Source organism: Sorangium sp. So ce363 (assembly GCF_051520435.1).
GTDB classification, from domain to species: Bacteria; Myxococcota_A; Polyangia; order Polyangiales; family Polyangiaceae; genus Sorangium; species Sorangium cellulosum_B.
Map to the genome: position 1 here is coordinate 7,586,743 of NZ_CP150333.1, position 22,510 is coordinate 7,609,252.

General features: G+C 68.8%; 24 protein-coding genes and 1 pseudogene. 17 read left to right on the forward strand and 8 right to left on the reverse strand.

What is annotated here, in order from left to right; translation table 11 throughout:
• Nucleotides 1–81: 81 nt before the first annotated feature.
• Both WMF12_RS28395 and WMF12_RS28400 read right to left on the reverse strand, forming a co-directional pair.
• Nucleotides 82–1,008, reverse strand: coding sequence for a hypothetical protein (locus WMF12_RS28395; RefSeq protein WP_437850399.1), 927 nt, complete (start codon nt 1,006–1,008; stop codon nt 82–84).
• A 211-nt stretch (nt 1,009–1,219) separates the two neighbouring features.
• A complete protein-coding gene (locus tag WMF12_RS28400) occupies nt 1,220–2,596 on the reverse strand; it encodes a serpin family protein (RefSeq protein WP_437850401.1) in 1,377 nt (458 codons plus the stop codon).
• A gap of 302 nt (nt 2,597–2,898) precedes the next feature.
• Here WMF12_RS28400 and WMF12_RS28405 point away from each other — a divergent pair, with 302 nt between their 5' ends.
• From WMF12_RS28405 to WMF12_RS28430, 6 genes are all read left to right on the forward strand, one after another.
• Nucleotides 2,899–3,294, forward strand: coding sequence for a type II toxin-antitoxin system PemK/MazF family toxin (locus WMF12_RS28405; protein ID WP_437301626.1), 396 nt, complete (start codon nt 2,899–2,901; stop codon nt 3,292–3,294).
• An 82-nt stretch (nt 3,295–3,376) separates the two neighbouring features.
• Entirely contained in the window at nt 3,377–4,105 is a 729-nt protein-coding gene (locus tag WMF12_RS28410; RefSeq protein WP_437850403.1) for a HEAT repeat domain-containing protein, read from the forward strand.
• A 61-nt stretch (nt 4,106–4,166) separates the two neighbouring features.
• Nucleotides 4,167–5,486, forward strand: a complete 1,320-nt coding sequence (locus tag WMF12_RS28415) for a hypothetical protein (RefSeq protein ID WP_437850405.1) — start codon at nt 4,167–4,169, stop codon at nt 5,484–5,486.
• Between the two features lie 194 nt (nt 5,487–5,680).
• The gene (locus WMF12_RS28420; protein ID WP_437850407.1) at nt 5,681–6,145 is read left to right on the forward strand and encodes a MarR family winged helix-turn-helix transcriptional regulator; all 465 of its coding nucleotides are present in this window, start codon (nt 5,681–5,683) and stop codon (nt 6,143–6,145) included.
• Between the two features lie 75 nt (nt 6,146–6,220).
• Nucleotides 6,221–6,760 (forward strand): carboxymuconolactone decarboxylase family protein, encoded by a 540-nt coding sequence (locus WMF12_RS28425; protein ID WP_437850409.1) that lies wholly within the window; start codon nt 6,221–6,223, stop codon nt 6,758–6,760.
• A 128-nt stretch (nt 6,761–6,888) separates the two neighbouring features.
• Nucleotides 6,889–7,443 carry a hypothetical protein gene (locus tag WMF12_RS28430; protein ID WP_437850411.1) on the forward strand — a complete coding sequence of 185 codons (555 nt, stop codon included), beginning with the start codon at nt 6,889–6,891 and terminating at the stop codon, nt 7,441–7,443.
• A gap of 136 nt (nt 7,444–7,579) precedes the next feature.
• On the opposite strand, the gene WMF12_RS28435 is transcribed toward WMF12_RS28430, so the two are convergent.
• The 3 genes and pseudogenes from WMF12_RS28435 to WMF12_RS28445 form a co-directional block, all read right to left on the reverse strand.
• Nucleotides 7,580–8,734: a HEAT repeat domain-containing protein gene (locus WMF12_RS28435; RefSeq protein WP_437850413.1), complete on the reverse strand. Its 1,155-nt coding sequence runs from the start codon at nt 8,732–8,734 to the stop codon at nt 7,580–7,582.
• Between the two features lie 110 nt (nt 8,735–8,844).
• Nucleotides 8,845–9,090: a DUF3072 domain-containing protein gene (locus tag WMF12_RS28440; RefSeq protein ID WP_437748048.1), complete on the reverse strand. Its 246-nt coding sequence runs from the start codon at nt 9,088–9,090 to the stop codon at nt 8,845–8,847.
• Nucleotides 9,085–9,312, reverse strand: a pseudogene (locus WMF12_RS28445) (DUF3072 domain-containing protein); the annotation flags it as partial. The pseudogene WMF12_RS28445 and the gene WMF12_RS28440, both read right to left, overlap by 6 nt.
• Nucleotides 9,313–9,529: 217 nt before the next feature.
• Here WMF12_RS28445 and WMF12_RS28450 point away from each other — a divergent pair.
• The 9 genes from WMF12_RS28450 (at nt 9,530) to msrB (ending at nt 16,894) form a co-directional block, all read left to right on the forward strand.
• Nucleotides 9,530–10,369, forward strand: coding sequence for an SDR family NAD(P)-dependent oxidoreductase (locus WMF12_RS28450; RefSeq protein ID WP_437850415.1), 840 nt, complete (start codon nt 9,530–9,532; stop codon nt 10,367–10,369).
• A gap of 184 nt (nt 10,370–10,553) precedes the next feature.
• Nucleotides 10,554–11,984: an SPFH domain-containing protein gene (locus WMF12_RS28455; protein WP_437850417.1), complete on the forward strand. Its 1,431-nt coding sequence runs from the start codon at nt 10,554–10,556 to the stop codon at nt 11,982–11,984.
• Nucleotides 11,985–12,450: 466 nt separating this feature from the next.
• Nucleotides 12,451–12,825 carry a hypothetical protein gene (locus WMF12_RS28460; RefSeq protein ID WP_437850419.1) on the forward strand — a complete coding sequence of 125 codons (375 nt, stop codon included), beginning with the start codon at nt 12,451–12,453 and terminating at the stop codon, nt 12,823–12,825.
• Between the two features lie 108 nt (nt 12,826–12,933).
• A complete protein-coding gene (locus WMF12_RS28465; RefSeq protein ID WP_437850421.1) occupies nt 12,934–13,506 on the forward strand; it encodes a hypothetical protein in 573 nt (190 codons plus the stop codon).
• A gap of 169 nt (nt 13,507–13,675) precedes the next feature.
• Nucleotides 13,676–14,092 carry a DUF6210 family protein gene (locus WMF12_RS28470; protein ID WP_437739841.1) on the forward strand — a complete coding sequence of 139 codons (417 nt, stop codon included), beginning with the start codon at nt 13,676–13,678 and terminating at the stop codon, nt 14,090–14,092.
• A gap of 166 nt (nt 14,093–14,258) precedes the next feature.
• Nucleotides 14,259–14,666, forward strand: coding sequence for a VOC family protein (locus WMF12_RS28475; protein ID WP_437850423.1), 408 nt, complete (start codon nt 14,259–14,261; stop codon nt 14,664–14,666).
• Between the two features lie 115 nt (nt 14,667–14,781).
• Complete coding sequence (locus WMF12_RS28480; RefSeq protein ID WP_437850425.1) at nt 14,782–15,495, forward strand: SGNH/GDSL hydrolase family protein; 714 nt, start codon at nt 14,782–14,784, stop codon at nt 15,493–15,495.
• A gap of 115 nt (nt 15,496–15,610) precedes the next feature.
• Complete coding sequence (locus tag WMF12_RS28485) at nt 15,611–16,132, forward strand: ATP-grasp domain-containing protein (protein WP_437850427.1); 522 nt, start codon at nt 15,611–15,613, stop codon at nt 16,130–16,132.
• Nucleotides 16,133–16,495: 363 nt separating this feature from the next.
• Entirely contained in the window at nt 16,496–16,894 is a 399-nt protein-coding gene (gene msrB / locus WMF12_RS28490) for a peptide-methionine (R)-S-oxide reductase MsrB (protein WP_437850429.1), read from the forward strand.
• Nucleotides 16,895–16,993: 99 nt separating this feature from the next.
• On the opposite strand, the gene WMF12_RS28495 is transcribed toward msrB, so the two are convergent.
• The gene (locus WMF12_RS28495; RefSeq protein ID WP_437850431.1) at nt 16,994–18,118 is read right to left on the reverse strand and encodes an ATP-grasp domain-containing protein; all 1,125 of its coding nucleotides are present in this window, start codon (nt 18,116–18,118) and stop codon (nt 16,994–16,996) included.
• 188 nt (nt 18,119–18,306) lie between these two features.
• On the opposite strand from WMF12_RS28495, the gene WMF12_RS28500 reads away from it, so the two are divergent.
• Nucleotides 18,307–19,356 (forward strand): iron-containing alcohol dehydrogenase family protein, encoded by a 1,050-nt coding sequence (locus WMF12_RS28500; protein WP_437739849.1) that lies wholly within the window; start codon nt 18,307–18,309, stop codon nt 19,354–19,356.
• A 50-nt stretch (nt 19,357–19,406) separates the two neighbouring features.
• On the opposite strand, the gene WMF12_RS28505 is transcribed toward WMF12_RS28500, so the two are convergent.
• Nucleotides 19,407–20,708 carry a DUF3500 domain-containing protein gene (locus tag WMF12_RS28505; RefSeq protein WP_437850433.1) on the reverse strand — a complete coding sequence of 434 codons (1,302 nt, stop codon included), beginning with the start codon at nt 20,706–20,708 and terminating at the stop codon, nt 19,407–19,409.
• Between the two features lie 17 nt (nt 20,709–20,725).
• The gene (locus WMF12_RS28510; RefSeq protein ID WP_437850435.1) at nt 20,726–21,379 is read right to left on the reverse strand and encodes a TetR/AcrR family transcriptional regulator; all 654 of its coding nucleotides are present in this window, start codon (nt 21,377–21,379) and stop codon (nt 20,726–20,728) included.
• Between the two features lie 284 nt (nt 21,380–21,663).
• Between WMF12_RS28510 and WMF12_RS28515 the strand changes: the two genes are divergently transcribed.
• Nucleotides 21,664–22,278: an ABC transporter permease gene (locus WMF12_RS28515; RefSeq protein WP_437850437.1), complete on the forward strand. Its 615-nt coding sequence runs from the start codon at nt 21,664–21,666 to the stop codon at nt 22,276–22,278.
• Nucleotides 22,279–22,510: the final 232 nt, after the last annotated feature.

Sequence of the window (22,510 nt, forward strand, 5' to 3'; positions counted from 1 at the left end):
CCGCGGCGGCAGACCTGCGCTCGAGAGGGGCGCCATCGCCGAAGCCTGCGAGCTGGGCAGCCCATCGTTCGCCGGGATTGCTCAGCTCAGGCCGTCGAGTACCTCGGCGAGCGACGCGGCGACGATGGCCCGCTCATGCCATCGTTCCAGAGTCTCCGGATCCTTCTCGGCCAGGATGCGCTCACGTGCCACGTCCGACACGACGATGCCACGAACCCTGAGCGCGGTCAGCACGGCACGCGCCGCCTCCTCGCTACGCCCCTCGTTGCGGCCTTCTTTCCGCTCCTCGGCCCGAAGCTTCCGCTCGTATTCCTCGAACCACGCCCGGATCTCTGCGCTCACATCGTCCTCCTCGTCCGTCGTCGGCTCATGGCTTGCGAACCGGAAGTGTACCAGCAGCGGCGTGGCGACGCTCTTCTCCCAGGCACCGTCCGGCAGGGCCGCCAGATCCGCCAGCGCATCGCGAAAGCGGCGGCCTGACCCGAGCAGCCGCAGCAGCAGCGTGGCACGCGTCCGGGGCAGTTCCGCGAGCACCACCACGCGCATCACCAAGCCCGGCACGGCCTGGTAGACGCCTGCCTGCGCCGGCTTGAACCCGTAAGCGTCGAGCACCGTCTCAGGACGCCCCCGGCTGATGACGACCAGCGCAGGAAAGTCCACCGCCGGCTGCGAGAGCGCCTCGGTGTCCTCGTCCGGCGCCACGGAGCCGGCTGCAGCGCGGGCGCGACGTTCGAGTTCGTGGTGCCATGTCAGCTGCTTGCGCAAGCACCGCCGGACCAGGCGAAGGCTAGGCGTGCCGTGGAACGGCTCGAACAGGCTCGGCCCCGTCGAGAGCTCGCCGAGCAGTCCCATCCTGGCACGCTCCGCCTCCCGAGCTGGATCCGGCACACAGTAGACGTCGATCTTCTGGGTAGCCGCCAGCACCTCGACCTCGGTTTGCGCCGCCGATACGAGGCTCAGCCCATCGCGCAGCAAGTTCTTGGAGAACTGGTCGGAGCGGTTGTGCATCGGCGCGCGACCCTATAACCCATGATCGCGGCGCGGACCACCATCCATCGACCCGGAGAGTCGAATCGTAGAATCGGCAGATTCGACGCTGTATTCGAGTGATGCCCGTAATGCCGTATGAACCGACCTGCACTTACCGACACGTCGAACCAATCGTATAAGAATCTGCAGCGCGAGGGCGCTCTCAGCAGCGCGCCTGCCTCACGTCTCCTCAGTGCGCTGTCGGATCGCTGACACGCCCCGCGAAGAGGAGCGCCCCCGTCGGCAGATCGCTGATGAAGAAGAAGAACGGTCGGTCCAGCACGATCTCCGCGGGCTCGGGGAAGAGGCCTGAGCCCGTGGAGCCGATGAGGACCGCCGTCGCCGCCGCGGCCTCGGTCCCGGCCTCGTCCACGTCGATGACCGCCTTGTGGATGACGTCCTGGATGAAGAGATCTTCGTCCGGTTCGACCGGGAGCAGCCCCGAGAAGTCGGCGCCGGGGCCGAAGGCGGCCCCCATGCCGAGCTCCGTCAGCGCGTTCTTGAGAGAGGCCGAGGTGCCGAACGAGAACTTCGGCATCGTGATGTCGACCGACCGCGTCTGCGTCGAGGCGATGATCGTCTCGAGCCCCGCGCCGTCGAGCGACTCCGCCAGCGCGTCCGCGTTCCCCTCGGCAGGCAGGACGAGGAACATCGAGACAGGGGTGCCCGCATAAGGGATCTCCACCGCTTCCCAGCCGTCGCCGGCGCCGTAGCGCGTCTCCTGTGTGCCGTGCATCATCTGGGCGGTCACGCTCGTGCCGTCGCCGCGCTGGAACGCGCCGGGCTTCGTCGCGTCCTCTTTGAACGGCGTGTGCCACGCGGCGTCGAAGTAGATGGCGTTGGTGAGCACGACGAGCGTCTCCGGGTTCACGTTCTTCTTGAGGAGCTCCGGAATCATGCCCTCCGTCTGGTCCTTCACCCACGCGTTGATGAGGCTCTCGGCCTCGTCCGGCGCGGAGGCGAAGTCGGCGAGCCGCACGCGCGCCCCGTAGTTCTCGCCGAGCACCGTCAAGAACGGCTGCTCGATCGGGAGGTCGAGCTGCGACCAGATCGCGTTGGCCGTGTGGAGCCGGAAGCCGCCTCCCTCGACGTTGCTTGAGCCCTCGGCGCGCTTGTGGAGCTCGAGATCCACGTAGTTGAACGCCGGGTGCAGCCGCTCCTGCGGGAGCTCGAACCGCATCGCCTCGGCCATCGCCTTCTCCGTCGTGGTCCGCGCGCCCGCGTACGTCATGGCGAGCGCCGTCGAGATGCTGTAAGGCGAGTAGACGACGTTCCCGTTCGCGCTGGCGAGCACGCGGCCGAGGTCGAGCGCGAAGCTCGCGTTGTTGCGCGTCAGCAACACCTGATCCTCTTCCGAGACGACCGGGCTCTCGATCCGCGCCGCGTCCGACGGCAGCACGCAGCCAGCCTTCTTCTCGAAGCACTCGACGGCCGAGCCGCCCCCTCCCGGGCCCGAGCCGCCCTCTCCCTGGTCCGGGCCACCGCCGCCGGTGCCGCCTCCATCGTTTGAGCTGCACCCCGCGAGAGCCGACATGAGCACGGTCGCCAAGACAATTGATGTTCTCATGATGCCAGGGTTTTGCAGCCTGCGTGCCAGAGCGCTTTTGCGCCGCAAATCGCATGTTTGTCCCGGGGAGACGCGCGCTGCCAGCAAGTCTGGAACAGATTGTGCCAAGATGGGCCGCGCGCGGTGCTCGCGGGTGAGCCGGGAGGCGCCGGTGATGGCGCAACCGATGGATCGGCGGGGTCGATGTGCCTGTGCCCCCATGCCAGACCCCGTGGTGTGCTGGGAAGGTCGTGCAGCAGGAGCGGGTTGCGCCGAGGTGCGCCACGGACCATCCTTCGGGCCGACGCGCGAGGCACATGAAGATGGACGAGGGCGCAGGAGAACCGACAGGCACGCGCTCAGCGCGGATCGATCGCGGCGACGTGTTCTGGATAGGGCCCGACGACTCGCGGGGGCCTGTCCCGAGCTACTCCCATCCCCATGTGGTGGTCCAGGACGACGTCTTCAACCACTCGCGCATCACGACCGTGGTCGTGTGCGCGCTGACGTCGAACTTGCACCGGGCGAACGAGCCTGGGAACATCCTGCTCGACGTGGGCGAGGGGAACCTTCCCAGGCAGAGCGTCGTGGTCGTGTCGCAGATCTCCTCGGTCGAGAAGGCCCGCCTGGGCGAGCGGATCGGGTCGCTGTCCGACGCACGGGTGGATCAGATCCTGGCCGGCCTGCGCTTCCAGCAGGCGTCGTTCTTCAGGCGGTAGCGAGCGGGTGCACCTCGTGGGACAGGTCGACTTCACCGCAACTGCGACATTGGGCGAGCACGGCTTCTTTGGAGGACGATGAATGCCTCACCACGTTGACCCGGGGGACGTCTTCAAGACGGCGCTTGCCCAGGATCGGGCGCGAATCGACGCGGCGATCGAGCGGCTCTCGGGGGAAGAGCCGAAGCCTGAGCGGTTCCTGCTCGCGCTCGCCGGGGCGTGGTGCCGCCCGGTTTCATGTCTAAGGGGGCTGCCGCCGGTCGCCCCGACCGAGCGTGGCGTGAAGAGCGCGGCCCGCTGGGTACATGCATCCAATCCAAACGTCCAGCGAGCCGCCCTCGTCGCCCTCGAGAGAGCCGGGGTGGCTGCGCGGCCTGTTCTGAGTACGGTGGCCGATGCCCTCACGAGCAAGGAGCCCCTCGCTCGGATCGCCGCAGCCCGCGTGCTCGCGCGCGCTGCGCCGTGTCCCGAGCAGGCTCCGGCGCTCCGTCGTGCGCTCTCCGACGAGCTCTTCACCGTGCGCTGGCTGGCGGTGGAGGCGCTCGCGCGCAGCGGCGATGACCACCCGCTGGCGCCGGTCCTTGCGGCGTCACGTCCACGGCTCGACGCTCAGCTCGCTCCCCATCGGATCGAGGGCTGGCTGCGCGCGGTCGCCGCCCTTGGACGGGATGCGTCCGCGCTGTTGCCCGAGATGGACGAGCTCCTGGACCGGATCTCCCCGCTCAGCCGGAGCGACACGTGGTGGCATGAATCGAGGTTCACGCTCGAGCGACTCGTACGGGAGCTTCGTGCGACCCAGGATAACCCCTGAACGTTTCATTTCACGCACACGCGAGGCCATGCCAGCGCCTCCATCCATGGACGACATGACCATGAGCCGACGACCGAGCGCCTGCCTGAGGACCGCCGTGCTCGCGCTCTGCGCTGCCGGCTGCGGAGGCGTGGGGGGCACCGCCGCCAGCATGCCCTGCCCACCCCCCACGCCGCCTCCGGCGGCCTCGTCGATCGATTCCGCCGGCAAGCCTGGCCGCACGAAGCTCAGCGTTGCCCTCATCCCGTGGATCCCAGACGCCGCCGGCGATGACTTCGCGTCCCTGCGAACGATGATCGAGGACGGGTTCGAATCGCAGCATGTGGCGATCGATCTCGAGCTGCGCCTCGTCAAGTCCGATGACAGCTACCACAATCCGACGCGCCTCGCCGGATGGCTCGCGTCCGGTCGCCACGATCTCGTCGAGATCGACACCGTGGTGCTGGGCGATCTGATCGACGCCGGCGTCCTCGAGCCGTGGCCTTCCGTGCCGGAGCGCGACTACCTTGCCGCAGCCAGGTCAGCCAGCGCCGAGATCGACCGGAGTGGCAAGTCCGTCTGGTGGGGTGTACCCCATCTCAGCTGCGGGTTCTTCCTGGTCACGAGATCCGAGAAGCTCGACGCCGCTTCCAGCATCGCCGGCCTCGTGAAGGCCGCGCGCGAGAGCGGGAAGCCCCTCCTCGGGAATTTCGCGAGCAGCTGGGATCTACCCGCCCTCTACCTGGACGCACGCGTCGACAACGGGCTCGATGCCGTGGATCAACCGGCCCTGAGCAACGCCGTGAAGCCGCCCCTGCACGCCGGCAGCACAGCGGCGCTCAAGCAGCTTGCCGAGCTCTGTCGGCAGGGTGACAGGAACCCTTGCATCGACGGCACGTACGACGAGACACTGGAGGGTCCGGTCGAGGAGTTCGTGAAGGGCAACGCGATCGGGTACTGGGGATACAGCGAGCGCCTGCATCGGACTGTCACGCTCATGAAGGCGCAGGGCGTGCCCGTCGAGGGGCTGCGTGTGTCGACGATCCCGCTCGGTACCAGCGCCACGCCCCTCCTGTTCACCGACGCCTTCGTTCGGCGAAAGGGATGCTCCGCCGATCCAGCCTGCAATGCCGCGGCCGCCGCGTGGGCGGAGTTCATCACCCGCGACGACGTGATGCGCGATCTGCTCATCTCCAGGGATGCCGGGCCGACCGCGGTGCCGCGCTACCTGTTGCCGGCCACGAGCTCGGCGTTCCAGGCCGAGCCGATAGCCAGGGACGCCCTCTACGCGGAGCTTCGTCCTCTGGCCCAGTCCGGGAGATCCTTTCCGTCGCACGCGTCGATGTACGAGCGGCGGAGCGCGCTCGCGCACCTGCTCGAGACCCAGCTCGCGGCGCGCTGAGAGCCACGTCGCTCGACAGGCTGGTCGGCTCGCAGCGGGCCGGCCGAGGTGCTCCACGTCTCCCCTCGCGGGATCGCTCGATCAGCCGCCACGCGCGCCCACCTCCCTCGGCCCTGCGCCCCGGCGAGGCCGTGCGGCACATCACACGATTGGTTGCATTGACAACCAAATCCTGTGCGGTAGGATCGGCCATCATGCGCGACCAGTTCACGGCCGAAGGGGGGATCGTCCTCGACAACGCGCTCGGCTTCTGGGTAGCGCGCGTCTACCTCGCCTCCCGCGCCGCGATGTACCGGCGCTTCCGCGCGCACGGCGTCGAGATCACGCCCGAGCAATGGATGGTCCTCGTCCGCCTGTGGGAGCAGGAGGGCGTCACGCAGACGCACCTGGCCGAGCGCACCTTCCGGGACGTGCCCACGATGAGCCGGATCCTCGCGCTCATGGAGCGCGACGGGCTTGTCGAGCGCCGGCTCGACCCGACGGACCGGCGCGCCCGGCTCATCTACCTCACCGCGCGCGGGCGAGCGCTGCGCAAGGCCCTGTCGGGCGAGGCCATGGCCCTCGTGGACACGCTGCGCGCCGGCATCCCGGAGGACGATCTCCTCACGACCCGGCGCACGCTGCAGCGCATCCTCGCGAACCTCGAGCCCGAGGGCTGAAGGTAGCCCCGCCCTCCACGCCGCCTTCTTCCTCATCAATTAATTGCATAGACAACCAATTCCGGAGAGACCCGCATGAGCCAGACCGCTGCTTCCCCTCACTTTCCTGCGCACACGCTCGACACGGCGCCCCCGGCGGCCCGCCCCGCGCTGGAGCGGGCTTCGCGGAAGTTCGGTTTCCTGCCGCTGCCCTTGGCGCGCTTCGCGACCTCGCCGCTCCTGGTGCGCGCCTTCGATGAGCTCCTCGCGGTCTTCGAGGGGGCGACGCTCTCGCCGGTGGAGCGCGAGGTCGTGGTGATGGTCGTCGCCGGCGAGAACGGCTGCGATCTCTGCCGCACGATGCACCGCGGGCTGCTCCTCCGCGCGGGGGCTTCCCCCGAGGTCGCCGCGGCGCTGTTCGAGCGAAGGCCGGCGCCCGACGCGCGCCTCCAGGCGCTCGCGGCGTTCACCGAGGCGACGCTGCGCGAGCGGGGCCAGGTGCCGGACGCCGATCTCGACGCCTTCCTCGGCGCGGGCTTCACCGCCGAGCAGGCCCTCGAGGTGATCGTCGGTATCGGCACCTACACGCTGTCGACGTTCGCGAACCGGATGACCCGCTCCCACGCGCTGCGCTGATCGCGACAGAAGCGCGGGGCTCGAGAGCGGAAGCGCTGCGGTGATCTCGCGTTGGTCTCCTTGACAAGGCGGGGGAAGCGTCAGGTACGCTGGCTCTCCACGACAGAAGGATTCGAGGTAACAGGTGTATGACTGCGCAAATCGGTGACGACGTCGCCTATGCGGGCGCTGACTGGAGCCTGGCGGGCGTGAACGGCGGCGAGCTGTTCGACCCGGCGAGCTACGGACTTCGTGTTCGCCCGGCGAGCACTGCGTGCTGGCGTGGCTTCGTTTGTCGCTATGAGCTTCGCGACAACGCCCTGTACCTCGACGGCCTGGACGTCGCGCTCGAAGGCGAAGCTCCTCCCCTGTTGGACAGGATGCCACAGGAGCCGAAGACGCCCCTGGGATTCACGGCCGCCTACGAAGGCGTCGGGCTCCACGTCCCCTTCAGCGGTGGCCTGCTTCTCGCGCGCGATTTCTTGCTCGATCTGTATGTTCACATGGGCTTCCACCCGGCGTGGAAATACGCCCACGTCCTCGAGGTGGAGCTCGAGGCGGGACGCATCTCGCGCGTCACCGACTGCTCGAAGCCGATGGCCGACATCCGCAGCCGCGTCGCGGGCACGGATGAGCCAGGCCCGGGGAGCTCCCACGAGGACATCGAGGCGTGGGTCGAGCGTGCCTTTTCCCGCAAGTACTGACGCGGCCCAATCCGCGGCTGCTACCGGCCGCGCTACGGGCGGCGGCAGGGCCGCAGGCCGTTGGGCGGGCGCGAGCAGGCGTTGACTCCCCTCGGTGGGATGGCGGTCACGCGCTCGCGTCAGCGACGAAAGCCCGCTACGCCGCCGCGGCGAGCCACTTCTCCCAGGCCGCGTAATCGCGCTCCGGGAAATCTTTCCCGCTCACCTTTTTCAGGATCAGGTACGCGAAGTCGTGGTTGTTCGGCTGCTCGAGCTTGAGCAGCTTGAGGAGCGTCGGCCCCGCCTCCTTGATGACCTGTGCATGAAGCTTCGTGCCCTCCGGCCGGTCGATGAGGCCCCACGTCACGGCGGCCGCCTTGTTTCGGTCCGTCGTCGTCGGGCCGTCCAGGGCCTTGAGGAACGGCGTCAGCGGGACGGGCACGTCGTGGTGGAACATGGCGACGTCCGCGACCACGCGCATGGCATTGTTCCGCACGAGGGCGTCGGGATCGTTCAGCATGGGCAGCATCAGCGAGACGAGCTTCTCACCATCCTTGATGTGCGCGAGCAGAAACGCCGCCGCGCCCCGGTCTTCCGGGTCCTTGTCCGCCTCGAGGATGCGGATGAGCTTGTCCTCGTTCGGCGGAACGTCGTTCACGAATCTCTCGCCGTATGGGCGCAGCTTGTCGTGCTCGTAGCCGCCCAGGCAATGAAACGCGGGGCACGCGGCGCGCTCAGGACGGATCTCCTTGTTCTCATACATCATGCGGAAGTACGTGTCCTGGTAGTCCTTCCACGCCGCGAGCAGGCCCGCCGGGTCCTCGAAATCGCCCTTGGGCTGCGGGCCGAAGGTGAGGCGCTTTTTCAACTCCCTGCGCTCCACCACGTCGACGGTGACATAGGCCTTCAGGACCTCGCCCCTATCGAAATAGATGATGGGTGAGAGCTCGATCCAACCGATCGCCTTGTGCTCGGCGAGGATCACCTCGACCATCTCCTTTGCGAGAGCCTTCCTGTCCGCCTCGTCCTCCGTGCCGAAGAAGCGCTGAAGCACGTCGCCGAAGCGCGCCTTCACCCAGGCGCCGTCGAACCGGTCGGTGCCGTAGACGTCGACCCCCTTCAGCATGGGCAGCGGGGCCGCCGGCGGAGCGGCGGGCGCGGCCGAAGCGGCAGGGGTTGCCGAGGTGGGCGGCGAGGGGGCCGCCGCAGGCGGAGGAGGCGGCGGAGCGGGCGCGACCTCCGGCGCCGCGGAACCGTCGCAGGCAGGGAGGGCGAACGCCATCATGAGGAGCGCGATGGGCGAGGGCGGCATGGATCCATGCATGCGGTGCTGGCGCGCAGTCGGCAAGCGCTGCCCGACACGACTCGGCAGGACTGATTTGGCTCAGGCTGGCATCGCCCAGGCCGCCCACCCTGCCTGGGTCACTCCCGCAGCTTCTGCCCGCGCCCGGTCTTCGCCTGCAGCTCGTCGATGCGCTTCGAGGCCTCCGCCTTGGTCAGGTTCGCCTCGAAGTCCACGCCCGCCTCCTGGGAGAGCGTCTGGAGATACGAGGCCTGCGCTCCTGTCATCGGCTCGTCGCCCGTCTTCCACTGCTCGGGGTCCTTGCGCGTGTTCTCGACGCCGGCAGCCCCCTCCGCGCCGCCGGAGACGCCCACGGCGTCCCGCAATTCGTCGATCTTCTCGGACGCCTCCGCCTTGGTCAGGTCGTCGGGGACCTCTTCGCCCTGCTGCTCTGCGAGCGTGTGCAGGTACGACGCCTGCGCGCCCGTCATCCGCTCGTCGCCCGTCTTCCAGTCGCGCGGATCCTTCTGGACGTTCGAGGGCCGCTGTTCGCCTGCTTGCCCCGCGGCCCTGGGATCGGCCGTCTGCTGGTCTCTTTTCGTGCTCATCTCCCGTTTCCTAATCCCGGGAGCGCGCGTGGCAAGCCCGCGAGGACGCCGCGCGATTCGTCGTCACGTCCCGCAGAACGCGCGCTGCAGCCTGCGGGAGCCGGGCGAGTCGAACGGATCGCGCGCACCGTGAACGACGATCGTCGCGCCCCGAGCCAGGCTGGGGTAGCACTTCTCGAACACCACGTCTTTGCGGCGCGAGGGTGAGGAGGGATCGATGTCGAAAATCGCACTCGTTACAGGCGCGAACCAGGGCCTCGGTTACGCGATGGTGGCCCGTCTGTGCCAGGAGTTGCCGCCGGGCAGCACCGTGTACCTGGGGGCGCGGGATCCGGAGCGCGGCGAGGCGGCCGTGGCGCGCCTGCGCGAGCAAGGCCTGCAGCCGTCGCTGGCCCGGCTGGACGTGACCGACGACGCCAGCGTCCAGGCCCTGGCGGAGACGGTGGCGCGCCGTCACGGCGGGATAGATATCGTGCTCTCGAACGCGGCCGCGCGCATCGTGAAGGACCTGCCGCAGGCGGTCCAGGTCCGCACCTTCATCGACACGAACAACCACGGCACCTACCGGATGATCGGCGCCTTCGGGCACCTGCTGCGCGACGGCGGGCGGTTCCTCGTGGTCGCGAGCTCCTTCGGCTCCCTGGGTAAGCTGGATTCTCGGCTGCACCACCGCTTCGACCCCGCCACGCGATCTCTCGAGGACATCGAGCGCGTCATGGACGAGTACGTCGAGCTGGTCGAGCGCGGCGAAGCAGAGGCCCACCACTGGCCGGCGTGGATCAATATCCCGTCCAAGGTCGCGCAGGTCGCCTCGATGAAGATCTATGCGCGCCAGCGGCAGGCCGAGGCCGCACAGCGCGGGCTCACCATCGCCGCGCTCTGCCCCGGGCTCGTGGACACCGACGCGTCGCGCCCGTGGTTCGACGACATGTCGTCGGCGCAGTCGCCAGCGGATGCCGCAAAGAACGTGCTCTGGATCTGCACGCAACCCGCCGAGTCGACGCGCGTAGTCCATGGCGAGCTCGTACAGCACCGACGGATAATTCCCTGGTTATGAGGCGACAGCGCTCCATCCTGGACCGGCGCTGCGCTCCATCCTGGACCGGCGCTGCGCTCCATTCCGGATCGGCGCCTCGCCTGTCGCGGGTCGGCGGCGCGCGGCGCGGCCCCGGGACGCCTCCTTCGCCGCGTCTCCTGCCTGGCCCGCTTCCTGCGAAAGCCGTTCTCGCGAGGTAGAGGTCATGACGCACATCGAGCAACGCAGGGTCATCATCCACGAGAACGGCGTGCCGGGCGGCGCCGCGGCGGTCCTCCACGCGGACGATCACGGCACCGGGGCGGCCAATCGCGGGCGGTACGATCAGGGCTGGCGCGCCGGCAAGCCGGCCGAAGATCCGGAGAAGCTCAAGAGATGGGGCCGTGTCAGCGCGAAGCCGAGCGAGTACCTGATTCACATGCGGCGGGGTAGCCTGCGGCCCACCTCCGGTCAGGGCGCCTCGTGCTTCAAGCTCCCGGGCGACAGCGTCGCCATCGTGCCGACCACGGTCCAGAAGCTCCAGTTCACGGCCGACCAGGTCACCCTCGAGAAGGTCGGCGTGGAGATCACGGGGCTCGCCGTCTACCGCATCGTGGAGCCGCTCATCGCGTTCCGGATGCTGAACTTCTCGTTCCCGGAGCGCGCGCAGGAGAAGCTCGAGGCGCTCCTCGTGGACATGTTTGCCGGCGCCGCGCGCCGGCTGGTCGCGAACCTCTCCGTCGAGGAATGCCTGACGCGGCGGAAGGAAGGGCTCGCCAGCGAGCTGATACGAGAGATCGTGCCCGTCGTCTCCGGGCGCGGCAGCGCCGAGGACGCCACCGACAAGGGGTGGGGCGTCCTCATCGATACCATCGAGATCCAGGACGTGCGCATCCTCTCTCCGGCGGTGTTTGGCAACCTGCAGGCGCACTATCGCCAGGAGCAGGAGCGGAAGGCCAGGGAGGCGTCGCTGCTCACCGAGCGCGCGGTCCGGCAGGGCGAGGCCGAGGCGCAGCGCGCGATCGAGCTGACCAAGCTCTCCGCCGAGGTCGAGCTGCGCACGCGACGCCAGGAGACCAGCGAGAAGGCCCGGCTCGAGGAGCTCGCCTCCGAGGCGCGGCTGAAGGAGACGCGGCTGGCCCACGAGCAGCAGATCGCGGCGCTCACGCTGAGGGCCGAGATCGAGAAGACGACGCTCGAGGCGGAGGCGGCGGCGGCGCGCCACGCGGCGAAGATGGCCGCGAGCGCCCATGAGATCGACCTGCTCCGGCAGCGCGCGGCGATCGCGGGCGCGCGCCGGCTCGTGGCCGAGGCCGAGCTCGCCATCGCCGAGATCGAGGCGAAAAAGGCGCGCCTCACGCAGGAGATCGAGATCGACCGCGCGCGGGCGCTCCGGGAGATCGAGAACACCGTGTCGCCGGAGGTCATCCGGTTGACGGTCGCGCAGCAGATGCCGGCGCTCGCCGCCGCGTTCCAGCAGCGGATGGGAGAGGTACACGTGACGGCCGTCGATGGGGCGAACCCGTTCGGATACATCGCGGCGGCCGTGGAGGGGGTGATGGGGCTGGCTCGCGCGGCAGGGCTCGAGGTGCCGTCGGCGCGCGCGCAGAAGGCGGAGCTGACCGAGGAGAGCGGGCTGGACAGCAGCCGGCGTTGAGCCCGGCGCCGTGGTCGCGATCCTGGTGCGGAGCCAGGCGGGCCGGGACAAGGCTGCTTCACGTGGCGGCGCGGCGCGAGACGTACATCCACCGGGCCGAGCAGGGCCACTTTGTCGGCGCGGAGGGGCGGTGCATCGAGGGCCCGTTCGCGCCGTCGTCCGGTGTGGAGCCCGCACGATCACGCGTTGGTCTCCTTGACAAGGCGGGGTAACCGTCAGCTACGCTACCGTTCCACGATGAGCGGGGGCGGCACGACGGGGCGGGGACGGAGTTCGAGGCGCTCCGCGCTGAGGCCGCGGTCAGCGGTCAACGGGGCTGATGACGCCGGGAGGGCCGCGGTCGACGCCGCTCGCGGCCTACACGTAAAACTGCGTAGACAGATCGTGCATCACAGCTGGTTGTGACGTCGGGCGATGAACCCTCCAACCAAGAAACGGTGGATCGCGCTAGGAGCTGCGCACAATCATGGGTGAGACGACGCTGACGTTTCTAGGGTCGCAAATTCTCAACATACCATTTCTCATCGCCTACATCACAGCGATCGCTCTTGCGCTCTATCGCTATCCAACGCAAGGCAAGCCGGCTCTCCTTGCGGGATGCGGATTCTTCTTGTTTATCATGGGCTGGCTCATCAATGCTGCGCACATGTACTGGCAAATATTCAGCATTCAGAATGGCGGCGGAGCGCAAGCACTGGTCCCTATTGCCTACCTGACCGGCCTCGCTTCTCACCTCTCGGAGCTGGTCGGGCTCGTCCTCGTGATGATTGCATTGTTCGGCACCAGAAACAGCCCCGTGGGAGGCACCGAGTCAATAAACGCGCGAAACACGCGCACCTGAACGAGTCGCTGGACAGGCACGGCATCGGGCTGCTGTAGTCGCCAGCCTGAAAGACAGCAGGATCTACCGATGATGACACCCCACGGCCCGCCGCAATCAGCAGGCGGAATGAGCAAGACCGCCGTCGCTTTCCTGTTCCTGTTCATCGGGCTCGTGGCGGGGTTCTTCGCCGGAATCGGAGCGACGAAGGCCGGCGCTGCGTTCCTAGAAGATCTCGCGTCCAGCGAGGCGCCTGCCGATCTGGTGCGCGCCCAGAGCTATGTGCGGCCCGGCTTCTCCTTCAAGTACCCGGGAAATTGGAGAGTCGAGGCGGACTCCCCGGAGAACGATCCCGATCACCACGTGAACGTCGAGAGCCCCGGTTCGTGCATGACGATGATCTTCGTCTTTGACGTGCCGACCGATCCCGCAGACAACGTTCGAGCGCAGATCGACGGGTTCGTCCCCAAGCTGCTCTCTGCGCCTGCACGCACGCCGTTTACCATGTGGGGCAAGTACGCCGGACAAGGCATGCTCCTGAAAGGGAAGCTGCTGGGCGTGAACGCGGGCTCAGTTCGAGTGTTTTCTCACGCGGACGACAAACGTTCGTTCATCGCGGTGGAGCAATGCTATGACGACGACATGAAGGACGCGAAGCCTGGCCTTGAGCTGGTGGAGTCTTCCTTCGACTTCTCCCCTTGAGCCTGCGCCATGGCCCACGGTCTGGGACCATTGTCTCGTGGGCAAAAAATCGCGGACCCAGATAGGCCGGCTTGCTCGCGAACCGTCGCGCGAGCTGCCCAGCGAGCGGCGGCGATCGACGCCGCTGCACGGCGCGGCTGAGGCGCAGGGCGTTCGGGAGGCGAGGTCGATGAACAAAACGATCAGGCTATACGACGCAGGCCTCGGCCTGCTCATCCCCTGCCCGAGCGGGGTCATCTACTCGAATCAGACCTGTGGGAACATTTGCATGCAGCCCGAGATCGAGGGCGTATTCGTTCCGCTGGACGCCGAAGACGGGTGGCGCTCCCTCGCGGCGCACTTCGAAGGACCGAAGTACATGGGCAGCGGCGCGATGCTAGGACTCGACCAGGAGGACGCGGATGTCGTTGACCGCATCCTGCGCGAGTGTCGCATCGTTGGCATCGTGACCGACCGGGCACGTCTCGTAGACTCACACGAAGCGTGGGTGCACGCCGTGATAGAAGGCGAATCGGATTGGAGCCCTTTCACTGGGTTCGGACCGTACCCGCGTCCTGGGATTCTTACCTGGCCCAATTCCGATTGAGGGCCGCGCTCGTCGGGCGCGAGCTGCTCGGCGGCGAGCGCCGGGCATACCTTGTCCTCCGCAGTCTTCGGCTGTCCGCTCGGCACCGCTCTCTCCGGCGCGTTCGTACAGGTCCTCCCGCGCCTTGTCGCTTGCCACGGACGACCGCAAGAGGTACCTCGTACCCATGCCCAAGGACGCCAGAGTCTTCGTGTTCGATCACGTCTCGGTCGGTGTCGAGAACCTCGAGCGTGCTGCGGAGTTCTACGACGCCTGTCTGGCGCCGCTCGGTTTCGTCCGGCTCTCGCAGAACGCCCGTAGCGTGGCGTACGGGCCCGAGGGATACGAAGCTGAGCCGCCCTTCGCCATCGTCGCGTCCGGTCCTGACGCGAAGGCGCCCGGTCGAGGCTTCCACCTCGCCTTTGTGGCACCGAGCCGCGAGGCGGTCGATCGCTTCCATGCGGAGGCCCTCAGCAAGGGCGGTGTCGATGAAGGACCTCCCGGCGTTCGCGAGAACTACGATCCCGGCTACTACGCGTCGTTCGTTCGCGACCCCGACGGCCACCGGCTGGAGGCGGTGTTGCACGAACGTTGACCGTGCGGCCGTCGGCCGGCTCGTCCGGCCGCCGCGGCTCTCGGAGCGCCGGGTGCACGAGCTCGCGGACGAGTTCGAGCTCGAATCGTGATAGAAACGGACGAGGGAGGTCGACGTGACGGCGCGGGCTCGCGCTGCGCTCAAGCGACCCGACCGACCGCCGAACCAGCCGCTGGGACTCATCTCACGGGAGAAAATCATGTCGTCTGTCGTTCTCTTGGGTGATTCAATCTTCGACAATGGTTCGTATACCAATGGCGAGCCCGATGTCGCCTCTCACCTCCGCGCGCTCTTGCCCTCCTGGCGAGTCACCCTGTGTGCTGTCGACGGCACGACCACCTCTGATATCGGACCCCAGCTCGATCGAATACCGAAGGACGCGACCCACGTCCTCCTCTCGCTTGGCGGAAACGACGCGCTCTCGAACGCTGACATTCTCGGCCTGCCTGTCCGGTCGACGGCCGAGGCTCTGGACATATTCCGCGAACGCGTGGACGCGTTCGAGCAATCGTACTCGTGGGCGCTCGAGGCCGTCGTCGCGCTCGGCCGACCGGCCACGGTCTGCACGATCTACAACGGCAACCTCGCTCCCGGTGAGGCCGAGCGAGCTCGCATCGCCTTGATGACGTTCAATGACGTCATCCTTCGTCAAGCTTTCTCGCGCGCGCTCGACGTCGTCGACCTCCGCCTTGTTTGCTCGGAGGTGGGGGACTTCGCGAACGCCATCGAGCCGTCGGGCGCCGGCGGCTTGAAGATCGCACAGGCGCTCGTCCGCGCTCTGGGCGCCGCCGCAGTCCAGAAGCGAGCGACGACGGTGACCGCCGGCTAACAAGCCCCCACCAGAAAGCTTCCTTCGCAGCTCGCGCGCGGCCGACGCCTTCGAGCACCCGAGATGGCGCCACGGAGTCTTCTTCGACCCCGCGCGCTTTCAACATCGATCCTACGTGGCTGCGTACGGCGACCAGATGCTGAACGCCGATGCGCACGTCATGTCATGGGAGAGGCTCCTCGGCGAGCCACGTGCCCCGAACGAGCTTGTTTTCCTGAAGCCGAACGACGATCTGAAGCGCTTTACTGGGCAAGTTCTTCGCTTCTCGGAGTGCGTGACCCTGTTTCAAACTCTACGATGCGCAGCGAGGCCGGTGGAGCCCACGTCCGAGGTCGTCCTTGGCGAACCGTGCGAGATCGATGGAGAATGGCGGCTGTTTGTCGTAGACGGTGAAGTCGTGACAGGTAGCATGTACCGGCCGAGCGGCGATTCACACCTCCCTCGCGAGCTGATCGACTTCGCGGAGAAAGCAGCCTCGCGATGGGCGCCGGCGAGCGTGTTCGTTCTCGACGTGGCACGGGTCGACGGCGCGTGGAAGATCGTCGAGTGCAACTGCTTCAACGGAAGCCGTTTTTACTCGGCAGACGTGGAGCGCCTCGTACGAACCGTCTCCGAGCATCAGGAGCGGGCAACCTAGATCATGCCGGCCTCCGCCCAATCAGGCGCTGGTGCCGACGGGCACGTCGCGCCGGCGGCGCACCGCCAGGTCGTTAGACTGGCATCGATGGCTTGGTGAAGCCATGGCGTAATCGAATCTCGCCGCGCCCTGCTGCACACCCGTGGTCGTTGGGAGGGCGGGGGCTCGTGCCAAGACGGGCCGGACCGGAAGGCGTGTGCCTGCGCGGGATCTGCGCTCGGTCGCCATGGCCGCCGCTGCACCTGCGAGATCCGCGACGGTCGTTGCGCTCGTAATGCAGGGGCGGATAGCTTAAGATCCATGGGGGCCGCCGGCGCCGAGCCGAACGCGCGTGACACCAGGACCCAACGACGGGATCCAGCGATGGCAGACAAGAAGATCTCGAAGACCGAACCCGAGTGGCTCTTGCTGCTCGGGCCGCACCGCTACCGAATGCTCCGCTACGGCAACACCGAACGTCCGCACACGGGGCAGTACTGGAACCACCACGGCACGGGCGTCTATCGATGCGCCGGCTGCGGCACCCAGCTCTTTTCGTCGCAGACGAAATTCGACTCTGGGACCGGCTGGCCCAGCTTCAGCGCAGTCCTCGAAGAGAAGCGGATCGAGCGCCGAGCCGACCGGAAGCATGGCCTCGATCGGGTGGAGGTCGTATGCGCGCGCTGTGATGGACATCTGGGGCACGTCTTCGACGACGGGCCAGCGCCGACGGGCGAGCGCTTCTGCATCAATTCCGCCTGCCTCGAGTTCGAAGGCGGATGACTCGCGAGACGGCGAACGTCGCGTCGACGCCTTGCCATGGCGGGGTGAGGCTGGAGGCATTCACCGACGGCGCCAGAACAGGATGCGAGGGGTCGGCCACTACCCGAGCAGCCATACCGCCGGGCTCTGCTCGACACGTTCGCCGGCGAGTGTCGCAGCGCTGTCGAGGATCTGGGTCCACGGCAACGCTGCGTACCCGGCACGGTGGGCAAGGTCGGCGCCGAGCGCAGCGACAAGCAGGGCGTGCGCCGAGGGCACGTTGTAACCCGCGGCATAGAGTGGGTTGAGCTCAAGAACCACTGGCCGGCCGTCTCGAACGAAGGCCACGTCAGCCACGTAGTTCGCCGGGAGGTCAGCCGTGAGGAGAGCTGGGACGAGGTCGCGAACCGCCCGCTGGACCACCTCGCTCCTGGCAGTGAGCTCATCGGCGAGGAGCCGGCGCGTGTCGTCGATGAGGACCTCGAAGGGGCCGTGGTAGCTGGCCATGAGGAGCCGGCCACCCAGCACCGTCAGCCGCACTTCGAAGGGCACCCGGACGGCGCTGCGGTCGCCGGGCAGGGTGGCAAGCTCGATGCGCTCGAGGTCGAGGTGCTCGCGCAAGGCGAGGCCACCGACGTCGAGAGCGACACGCAGGCGGCGGACCACCTCGAAGACCGTGGCCTCGATGTCCGCCTGGTTGCTGCCGTAGTAGAGCTCGGGGTTGGCGGACTTGGCCGACGCGTAGAAGCCGCGGACGAAGACCCCGGCGTGGGGATCGATCTCCGCATCGAAGAGGGCGCCGTAGATCGCCTCGGTCAACAGACGGCGCACGGCCGCGGGAGAGTCGATCGCGGCAGCGACGGCGGCGTCCACGGGCAGTAGCGCGGTGCGCGGCGTGGGGACACCGGCGTTCGTGAGGACCGAGTAGAATCGATCGAGCCCGAGGACCCGCTCCACATGCTCGGGGAGGTCGAGCACGCACGCGGCGCCGGCAGCGACCGCTCGAGCGAAGACGGAGTGGTATGGGGCGCGGGGTAGCATCGGCAGATCGATCCAGGACACACTGCCGCGGACCCCCTGCGGCGCGTCGAGCTGGGCGACGTCGCAGACCGCGAGGTCCCAGCCATGAAGGCGGGCGAGCTGGGCCCAGAACACATGGCGACGCCGGATCATGGCCACGTTGCGGGGGTCGGCCTGGGCGTCGAAGGCACGGTGGAGGTCGGAGATGAGAGCAACGCGGGACACGGGTCAAGCATCGCACTTTTCCCTGGATCAGGACGACTCGGCGCCCCAGGTGACAGCGTGGTGTCCTCATTTGAGGACTCTTGTCGTGGTTTGGCTCGGGGCCTCGTAGGAGCGGTTCGGCTCGGCCGGAAGTAGAGCAGCCCGCGGCGACTAGCCGCGGCACGGCGGCGGGCCTAGGAGACCCGCGCATGCCCGCAGCCACCCAGATCGGCATCCCCACGCTGGTGCGCATCAAGCCCGGGGCGCTCCCGCGCAGCGGGCTCTACCTCGCGCGGGCGGCGCGCCGCCACGTCCTGCTGCTCGCGAGCGCGGGGACGCCGGCCGCCATCGAGGCGGCGATGCGCGAGGGCCTGGACGCGCAGGCGATCGAGGTCGTGGCCCGGCGCGAGGTCGCCTCGGCCAGCGTCGAGGAGGCCTCGGCGCTCCTGCCCGCGCTCCCCACGCGCTGCGACGCGATCGTCGGGCTCGGCGGCGGCCGCGCCCTCGACACGGCCAAATACCTCGCGTCCCTCGCCCGGCTGCCGTTCCTCGCCGTGCCCACCTCGCTCTCGAACGACGGCTTCTGCAGCCCTTCGGCGAGCCTCACGGTGGGCGGCAGGCGCCGCTCGCTTCCGTGCGCGGTGCCGTTCGGCGTGGTGGTCGACACCGAGGTCTGCCTGCGCGCGCCGGAGGTCCTGTGGCTCTCCGGCGTGGGCGATCTCGCGGCCAAGGTCACCGCGGTCCACGACTGGAAGCTCGCGTTCCACGCGCGCGGCGAGCCGGTCAACGACTTCGCCGCCCTGCTCTCGGACGCGACCGTGTTCCAGTTCATGGCGCGCCCCCGGCGCGACCTCGAGGGTATGCGCCTGCTCGCGACGGCGCTCATGCTGAACGGCATCGCGATGGAGATCGCCGGGTCGTCCCGGCCGGCGAGCGGCAGCGAGCACCTCATCTCGCACGCGCTCGACCAGACCTCCGGCCGGCCGCGGCTCCACGGCCTGCAGGTAGGCACGGCCGCCTACGTGGTCAGCCAGCTCCAGGGGCGGGAGACGGACCTCATCGCCGCCGTCCTCGACGCGACGGGCTTCTGGGATGCGATCCGGGCAGACCCGTTCTCGCTCGACGAGTGGATCGAGGCGGTCCGCGTCGCGCCGGAGATCAAGCCCGGCTACTACACGGTCCTCTCCTCCCGCGACTGCGTATCCGAGGTCGAGGCGATCCTCCGGACCGATCCGCGCCTGAAGGGGTGCTTCGCCTGACCCGCCAGCCGCGCTCAGTCGCGCGCCGGCGAGGACGGGCGCGCGCGGAGCTAAGGCCGACCGCGGGCGGGGGCGCCGTGGCCCTCCTGGAGGTGCCGCGCCAGCAGGCTGTCGCCGAAGTCGTCCTGGAGGTCGCGGAACACGGTGTGGATGTGATCGCCGCCGCGGTCGTCGTACTCGATGAGGTGGGTGGGGCCGTGGATCCGGTAGTAATGCGACTGCTTCGGCGCGGCGCCGCCCGCCCAGGCGAAGTGCAGGCGCTCCACGCCGGCGCGCGCGATGCGGTCGAGGTGCCCGTCGGCGACGTCGGCGGGGAAGTTGCGGGCATAGACCTCCAGGAGGCGCAGCAGCGCGGCGCGCTGGGCCGAGGTCATCTCGGCGGCGGGCAGGCCGTCGAAGCTCGCCAGCGCGGCCCGACGGGAGGCCTCGGTCACGAGGTCGGGCGGCGCCGCGGGGGCGATCACGGCGCGCTGGCGCTGCGCGGGGGTGAGGGAGGCCAGGAACGCGCGGCCGAGATCCTCCTCGACCGCGAGCACGCGCAGGCCCTTCCGGGGACCCGAGGGCACCTCGGCCGGGTTGGCGCCCAGGAACGCCGGGGTGGTGGCCACGCCGCCTCCTGCAGCGGTGAAGTTGAGCGAGACGTGGTGTCCCTCGAAGCGAAAGCCCCATGGGGCCCGGGGCCCGGGCTGGCCGAAGAGGGCGAGGTGGTAACGGCCCGGGTCGCGGAACGCCGGGTTGCCCTCGATGCCCCCGAGGATGCCCTCGAGCAGCAGGACGCCCTCGAGCTTGCGGTAGCCCTCCGGGCTAAGGCCGGCCCGGAGCAGCGCGTGCGCCGCGCTGCGCTCGCCGCCATCCATGTCGCCGATCGCGAGGCCGGCGCGGCGGCGCGGGACGTAATGCCAGTCCTCGCGCTCGCCGCTCTGGAACGCGAGCAGCGCCCGGCCGCGCGCCTCGCCGTCGAGGCCGTCCAGGAAGGCACGCGCGGAGGCCGCGATCGCCTCGGCCGTGGCGCGTCCCGCAGCGCCGCCCGGCGGAGGCGCGGCGCCCGGAGGCCCCGCGGGCGCCGGAGGCTCGGGCGGGGCGGGCAGGGCGCCCTGCCCGGCGGCCTGCTGTGCCGGCGCGGACGGGCTGCCCGGCGCGGCGGCGGGCTCGCCGGCCGGGCCTTCCTGGGTTCGCATGCTGTTGCACGAGGTCGTCGTCACGAGCGCGAGCAGGATCGCGATCCACGAGCCCGGCCCGGACGGGCGGGCGCGGCGCGGCTGGAGCGCGCGCGGGGCCGCACCGGCCCGCGCGATCGTGCCGTCACCGGGGCTGGCGAGGCGATGTCCCGCGGATCGAGGTGTGGCGCTCACGTCTGCCGGTGCGCGGCTCAGGTGTTGAGGTGCGCAAGCGCGGTGATGATGCGTTCGGCGGTGTCGGCGGGCCAGGGAAAGACGCGGCTCACGGCACGTTGGTGTGCGAACCCGTGCAGGCCGAACCACAGCGCGATCGCGTCGGCGACCGGGTCGGCGCTGGTGGAATGCCCGGCGGTGACGCAGCCGCCGAGGGCGTCGATGAGGATTTGCAGGGCTTCCCGGCCGAGCGTGGTCAGGTCCCGCTCGGTCACGGAACTGTCGCCCAGGGTGGGCATCCAGAGGCCACCGAACATGGTGCGGTAGCGCTCTGGATGACTCCGGGAGAATTCCAGATAGGCGTTGCAAACGGCGTACAGCCGCTCTCGTGGATCATCGCCGGCCTCTTCCACGGCGCTGCGCAGCCTGCTCTCCAGCTCGGCGAAGGCCTGCTGCACGACGGCCAACATGATGGCCGGCTGGTCGGGGAAGTGGGGGTAGATCGAGGGGGCGGCGATCCCGACCCGGCGGGCTACCGATCGCAACGTGATGGCGCGCTCGTCGCCGGCCTCGTCCAGCAGCTCGACCGCCGCGGCCACGATGTCGGCGCGCAGGCGGGCGCCCTCTCCGCGGCGGTTGCGGCCGCGGGCCGGTTTCGGTGCGGCCGATGCCGCCGTTCCGCTGTCTCCCATGGTGTCACCTTACACCCCAAAACTTATCGCCGTTAGCCTTCGCAAGCTCGAGCTAACGTAATAAAAATCACATCTATAAGCAGGTTGCCGACCGGCTTGCAGGTCCGCATCCGCGAGCTGCCGGCGCCCGCCAGGCGCCGGGCGCTTTTGTCGCCGGCGTCAGTTGACAATCGTTAGGTTACGCTCATAAGGTTACACACGTAAGTCGACGTCGATGACGTCTCCTACTTTCTTTCAACACCCCACGTTCTCGGCTCGCACCCACGATCCGGAGGTTTCCCGCCATGTTCACCGCCACTGCCGACGCCCTCATCGCGCATCCCTCGGGCGAGGTCGACAACCGCGCGACCTACATCAGCTTCGGGCTCGCCTACGTTCTCGGCCACGGCGCCGCCGCGATCTCCAAGGGAGCCAGCCCCCTGCTCGCGTTGCCCGGCTGGGTGCCCATGATGCTCCTGGGAACGGGGCTCGCGGTCGGCACCGTCTACACCACCGTCGCCGCCACCCGCGCCCAGCGCGGCGTGAGCGAGTCCGACGCCCTGTCCGGCAAGTTGCTCGGCGCTTCCTGGGTCAGCGCCTTCACCGCGCTGTTCCTCGCCATCACCGGCCTGGCGTACACCCTCGACATGCCCGACCTGCAGCCCATGCTCTGGCCCACCGGCTCCGGCCTCATCGTCGGCCTGATCTATGTCAGCGAAGGCGCCGCCCGCCGCAACCTGCTGCACTACGGCCTCGGCACCTGGCTCGCCCTGATCTCCACCGCAGCGCTCTTCCTCGGCACTCCTGGCCTCTTCTGGGTCCTCGCCATCGCCGGCGGCGGCGGCTATGCCGTCGCCACGGTCCTCGAGCGCCGTCGCCTGACCGCGCGCGCGAAGCACGCGCTGACCCATCCGGGATGAAGCGGAAGGCGATGTGATCGAGCGTCGGCGCCGCCCCTTCGAGCTCGCGGGCGCGGCGGCTCGCGCCGGTCGACTCGGCCTTGCGCGCCTCGACGCATGGGCCGCAGTACATGCGCTCGCGCTGCTCCAGGTGCCAATCGCAGGCGCAGGCAAGATGGATTGAAGGGCATCGTGTCGATTCCAAACGGCCCGCCTGCGACCATCCCGAGCGCGGGGCGCCTCGATGCGCATG

Excerpts from the sequence above, each read along its gene's own strand:
- WMF12_RS28430 (WP_437850411.1), top strand. The coding sequence starts at position 6,889 with ATGACTGCGCAAATCGGTGACGACGTCGCCTATGCGGGCGCTGACTGG.
- WMF12_RS28455 (WP_437850417.1), top strand. The coding sequence starts at position 10,554 with ATGACGCACATCGAGCAACGCAGGGTCATCATCCACGAGAACGGCGTG.
- WMF12_RS28395 (WP_437850399.1), bottom strand. The coding sequence starts at position 1,008 with ATGCACAACCGCTCCGACCAGTTCTCCAAGAACTTGCTGCGCGATGGG.
- WMF12_RS28510 (WP_437850435.1), bottom strand. The coding sequence starts at position 21,379 with ATGGGAGACAGCGGAACGGCGGCATCGGCCGCACCGAAACCGGCCCGC.
- WMF12_RS28405 (WP_437301626.1), top strand. The coding sequence starts at position 2,899 with ATGGACGAGGGCGCAGGAGAACCGACAGGCACGCGCTCAGCGCGGATC.
- WMF12_RS28500 (WP_437739849.1), top strand. The coding sequence starts at position 18,307 with ATGCCCGCAGCCACCCAGATCGGCATCCCCACGCTGGTGCGCATCAAG.
- WMF12_RS28515 (WP_437850437.1), top strand. The coding sequence starts at position 21,664 with ATGTTCACCGCCACTGCCGACGCCCTCATCGCGCATCCCTCGGGCGAG.
- WMF12_RS28475 (WP_437850423.1), top strand. The coding sequence starts at position 14,259 with ATGCCCAAGGACGCCAGAGTCTTCGTGTTCGATCACGTCTCGGTCGGT.
- WMF12_RS28400 (WP_437850401.1), bottom strand. The coding sequence starts at position 2,596 with ATGAGAACATCAATTGTCTTGGCGACCGTGCTCATGTCGGCTCTCGCG.
- WMF12_RS28465 (WP_437850421.1), top strand. The coding sequence starts at position 12,934 with ATGAGCAAGACCGCCGTCGCTTTCCTGTTCCTGTTCATCGGGCTCGTG.
- WMF12_RS28460 (WP_437850419.1), top strand. The coding sequence starts at position 12,451 with ATGGGTGAGACGACGCTGACGTTTCTAGGGTCGCAAATTCTCAACATA.
- WMF12_RS28410 (WP_437850403.1), top strand. The coding sequence starts at position 3,377 with ATGCCTCACCACGTTGACCCGGGGGACGTCTTCAAGACGGCGCTTGCC.
- WMF12_RS28470 (WP_437739841.1), top strand. The coding sequence starts at position 13,676 with ATGAACAAAACGATCAGGCTATACGACGCAGGCCTCGGCCTGCTCATC.
- WMF12_RS28420 (WP_437850407.1), top strand. The coding sequence starts at position 5,681 with ATGCGCGACCAGTTCACGGCCGAAGGGGGGATCGTCCTCGACAACGCG.
- WMF12_RS28415 (WP_437850405.1), top strand. The coding sequence starts at position 4,167 with ATGAGCCGACGACCGAGCGCCTGCCTGAGGACCGCCGTGCTCGCGCTC.
- WMF12_RS28435 (WP_437850413.1), bottom strand. The coding sequence starts at position 8,734 with ATGCCGCCCTCGCCCATCGCGCTCCTCATGATGGCGTTCGCCCTCCCT.
- WMF12_RS28450 (WP_437850415.1), top strand. The coding sequence starts at position 9,530 with ATGTCGAAAATCGCACTCGTTACAGGCGCGAACCAGGGCCTCGGTTAC.
- WMF12_RS28425 (WP_437850409.1), top strand. The coding sequence starts at position 6,221 with ATGAGCCAGACCGCTGCTTCCCCTCACTTTCCTGCGCACACGCTCGAC.
- msrB (WP_437850429.1), top strand. The coding sequence starts at position 16,496 with ATGGCAGACAAGAAGATCTCGAAGACCGAACCCGAGTGGCTCTTGCTG.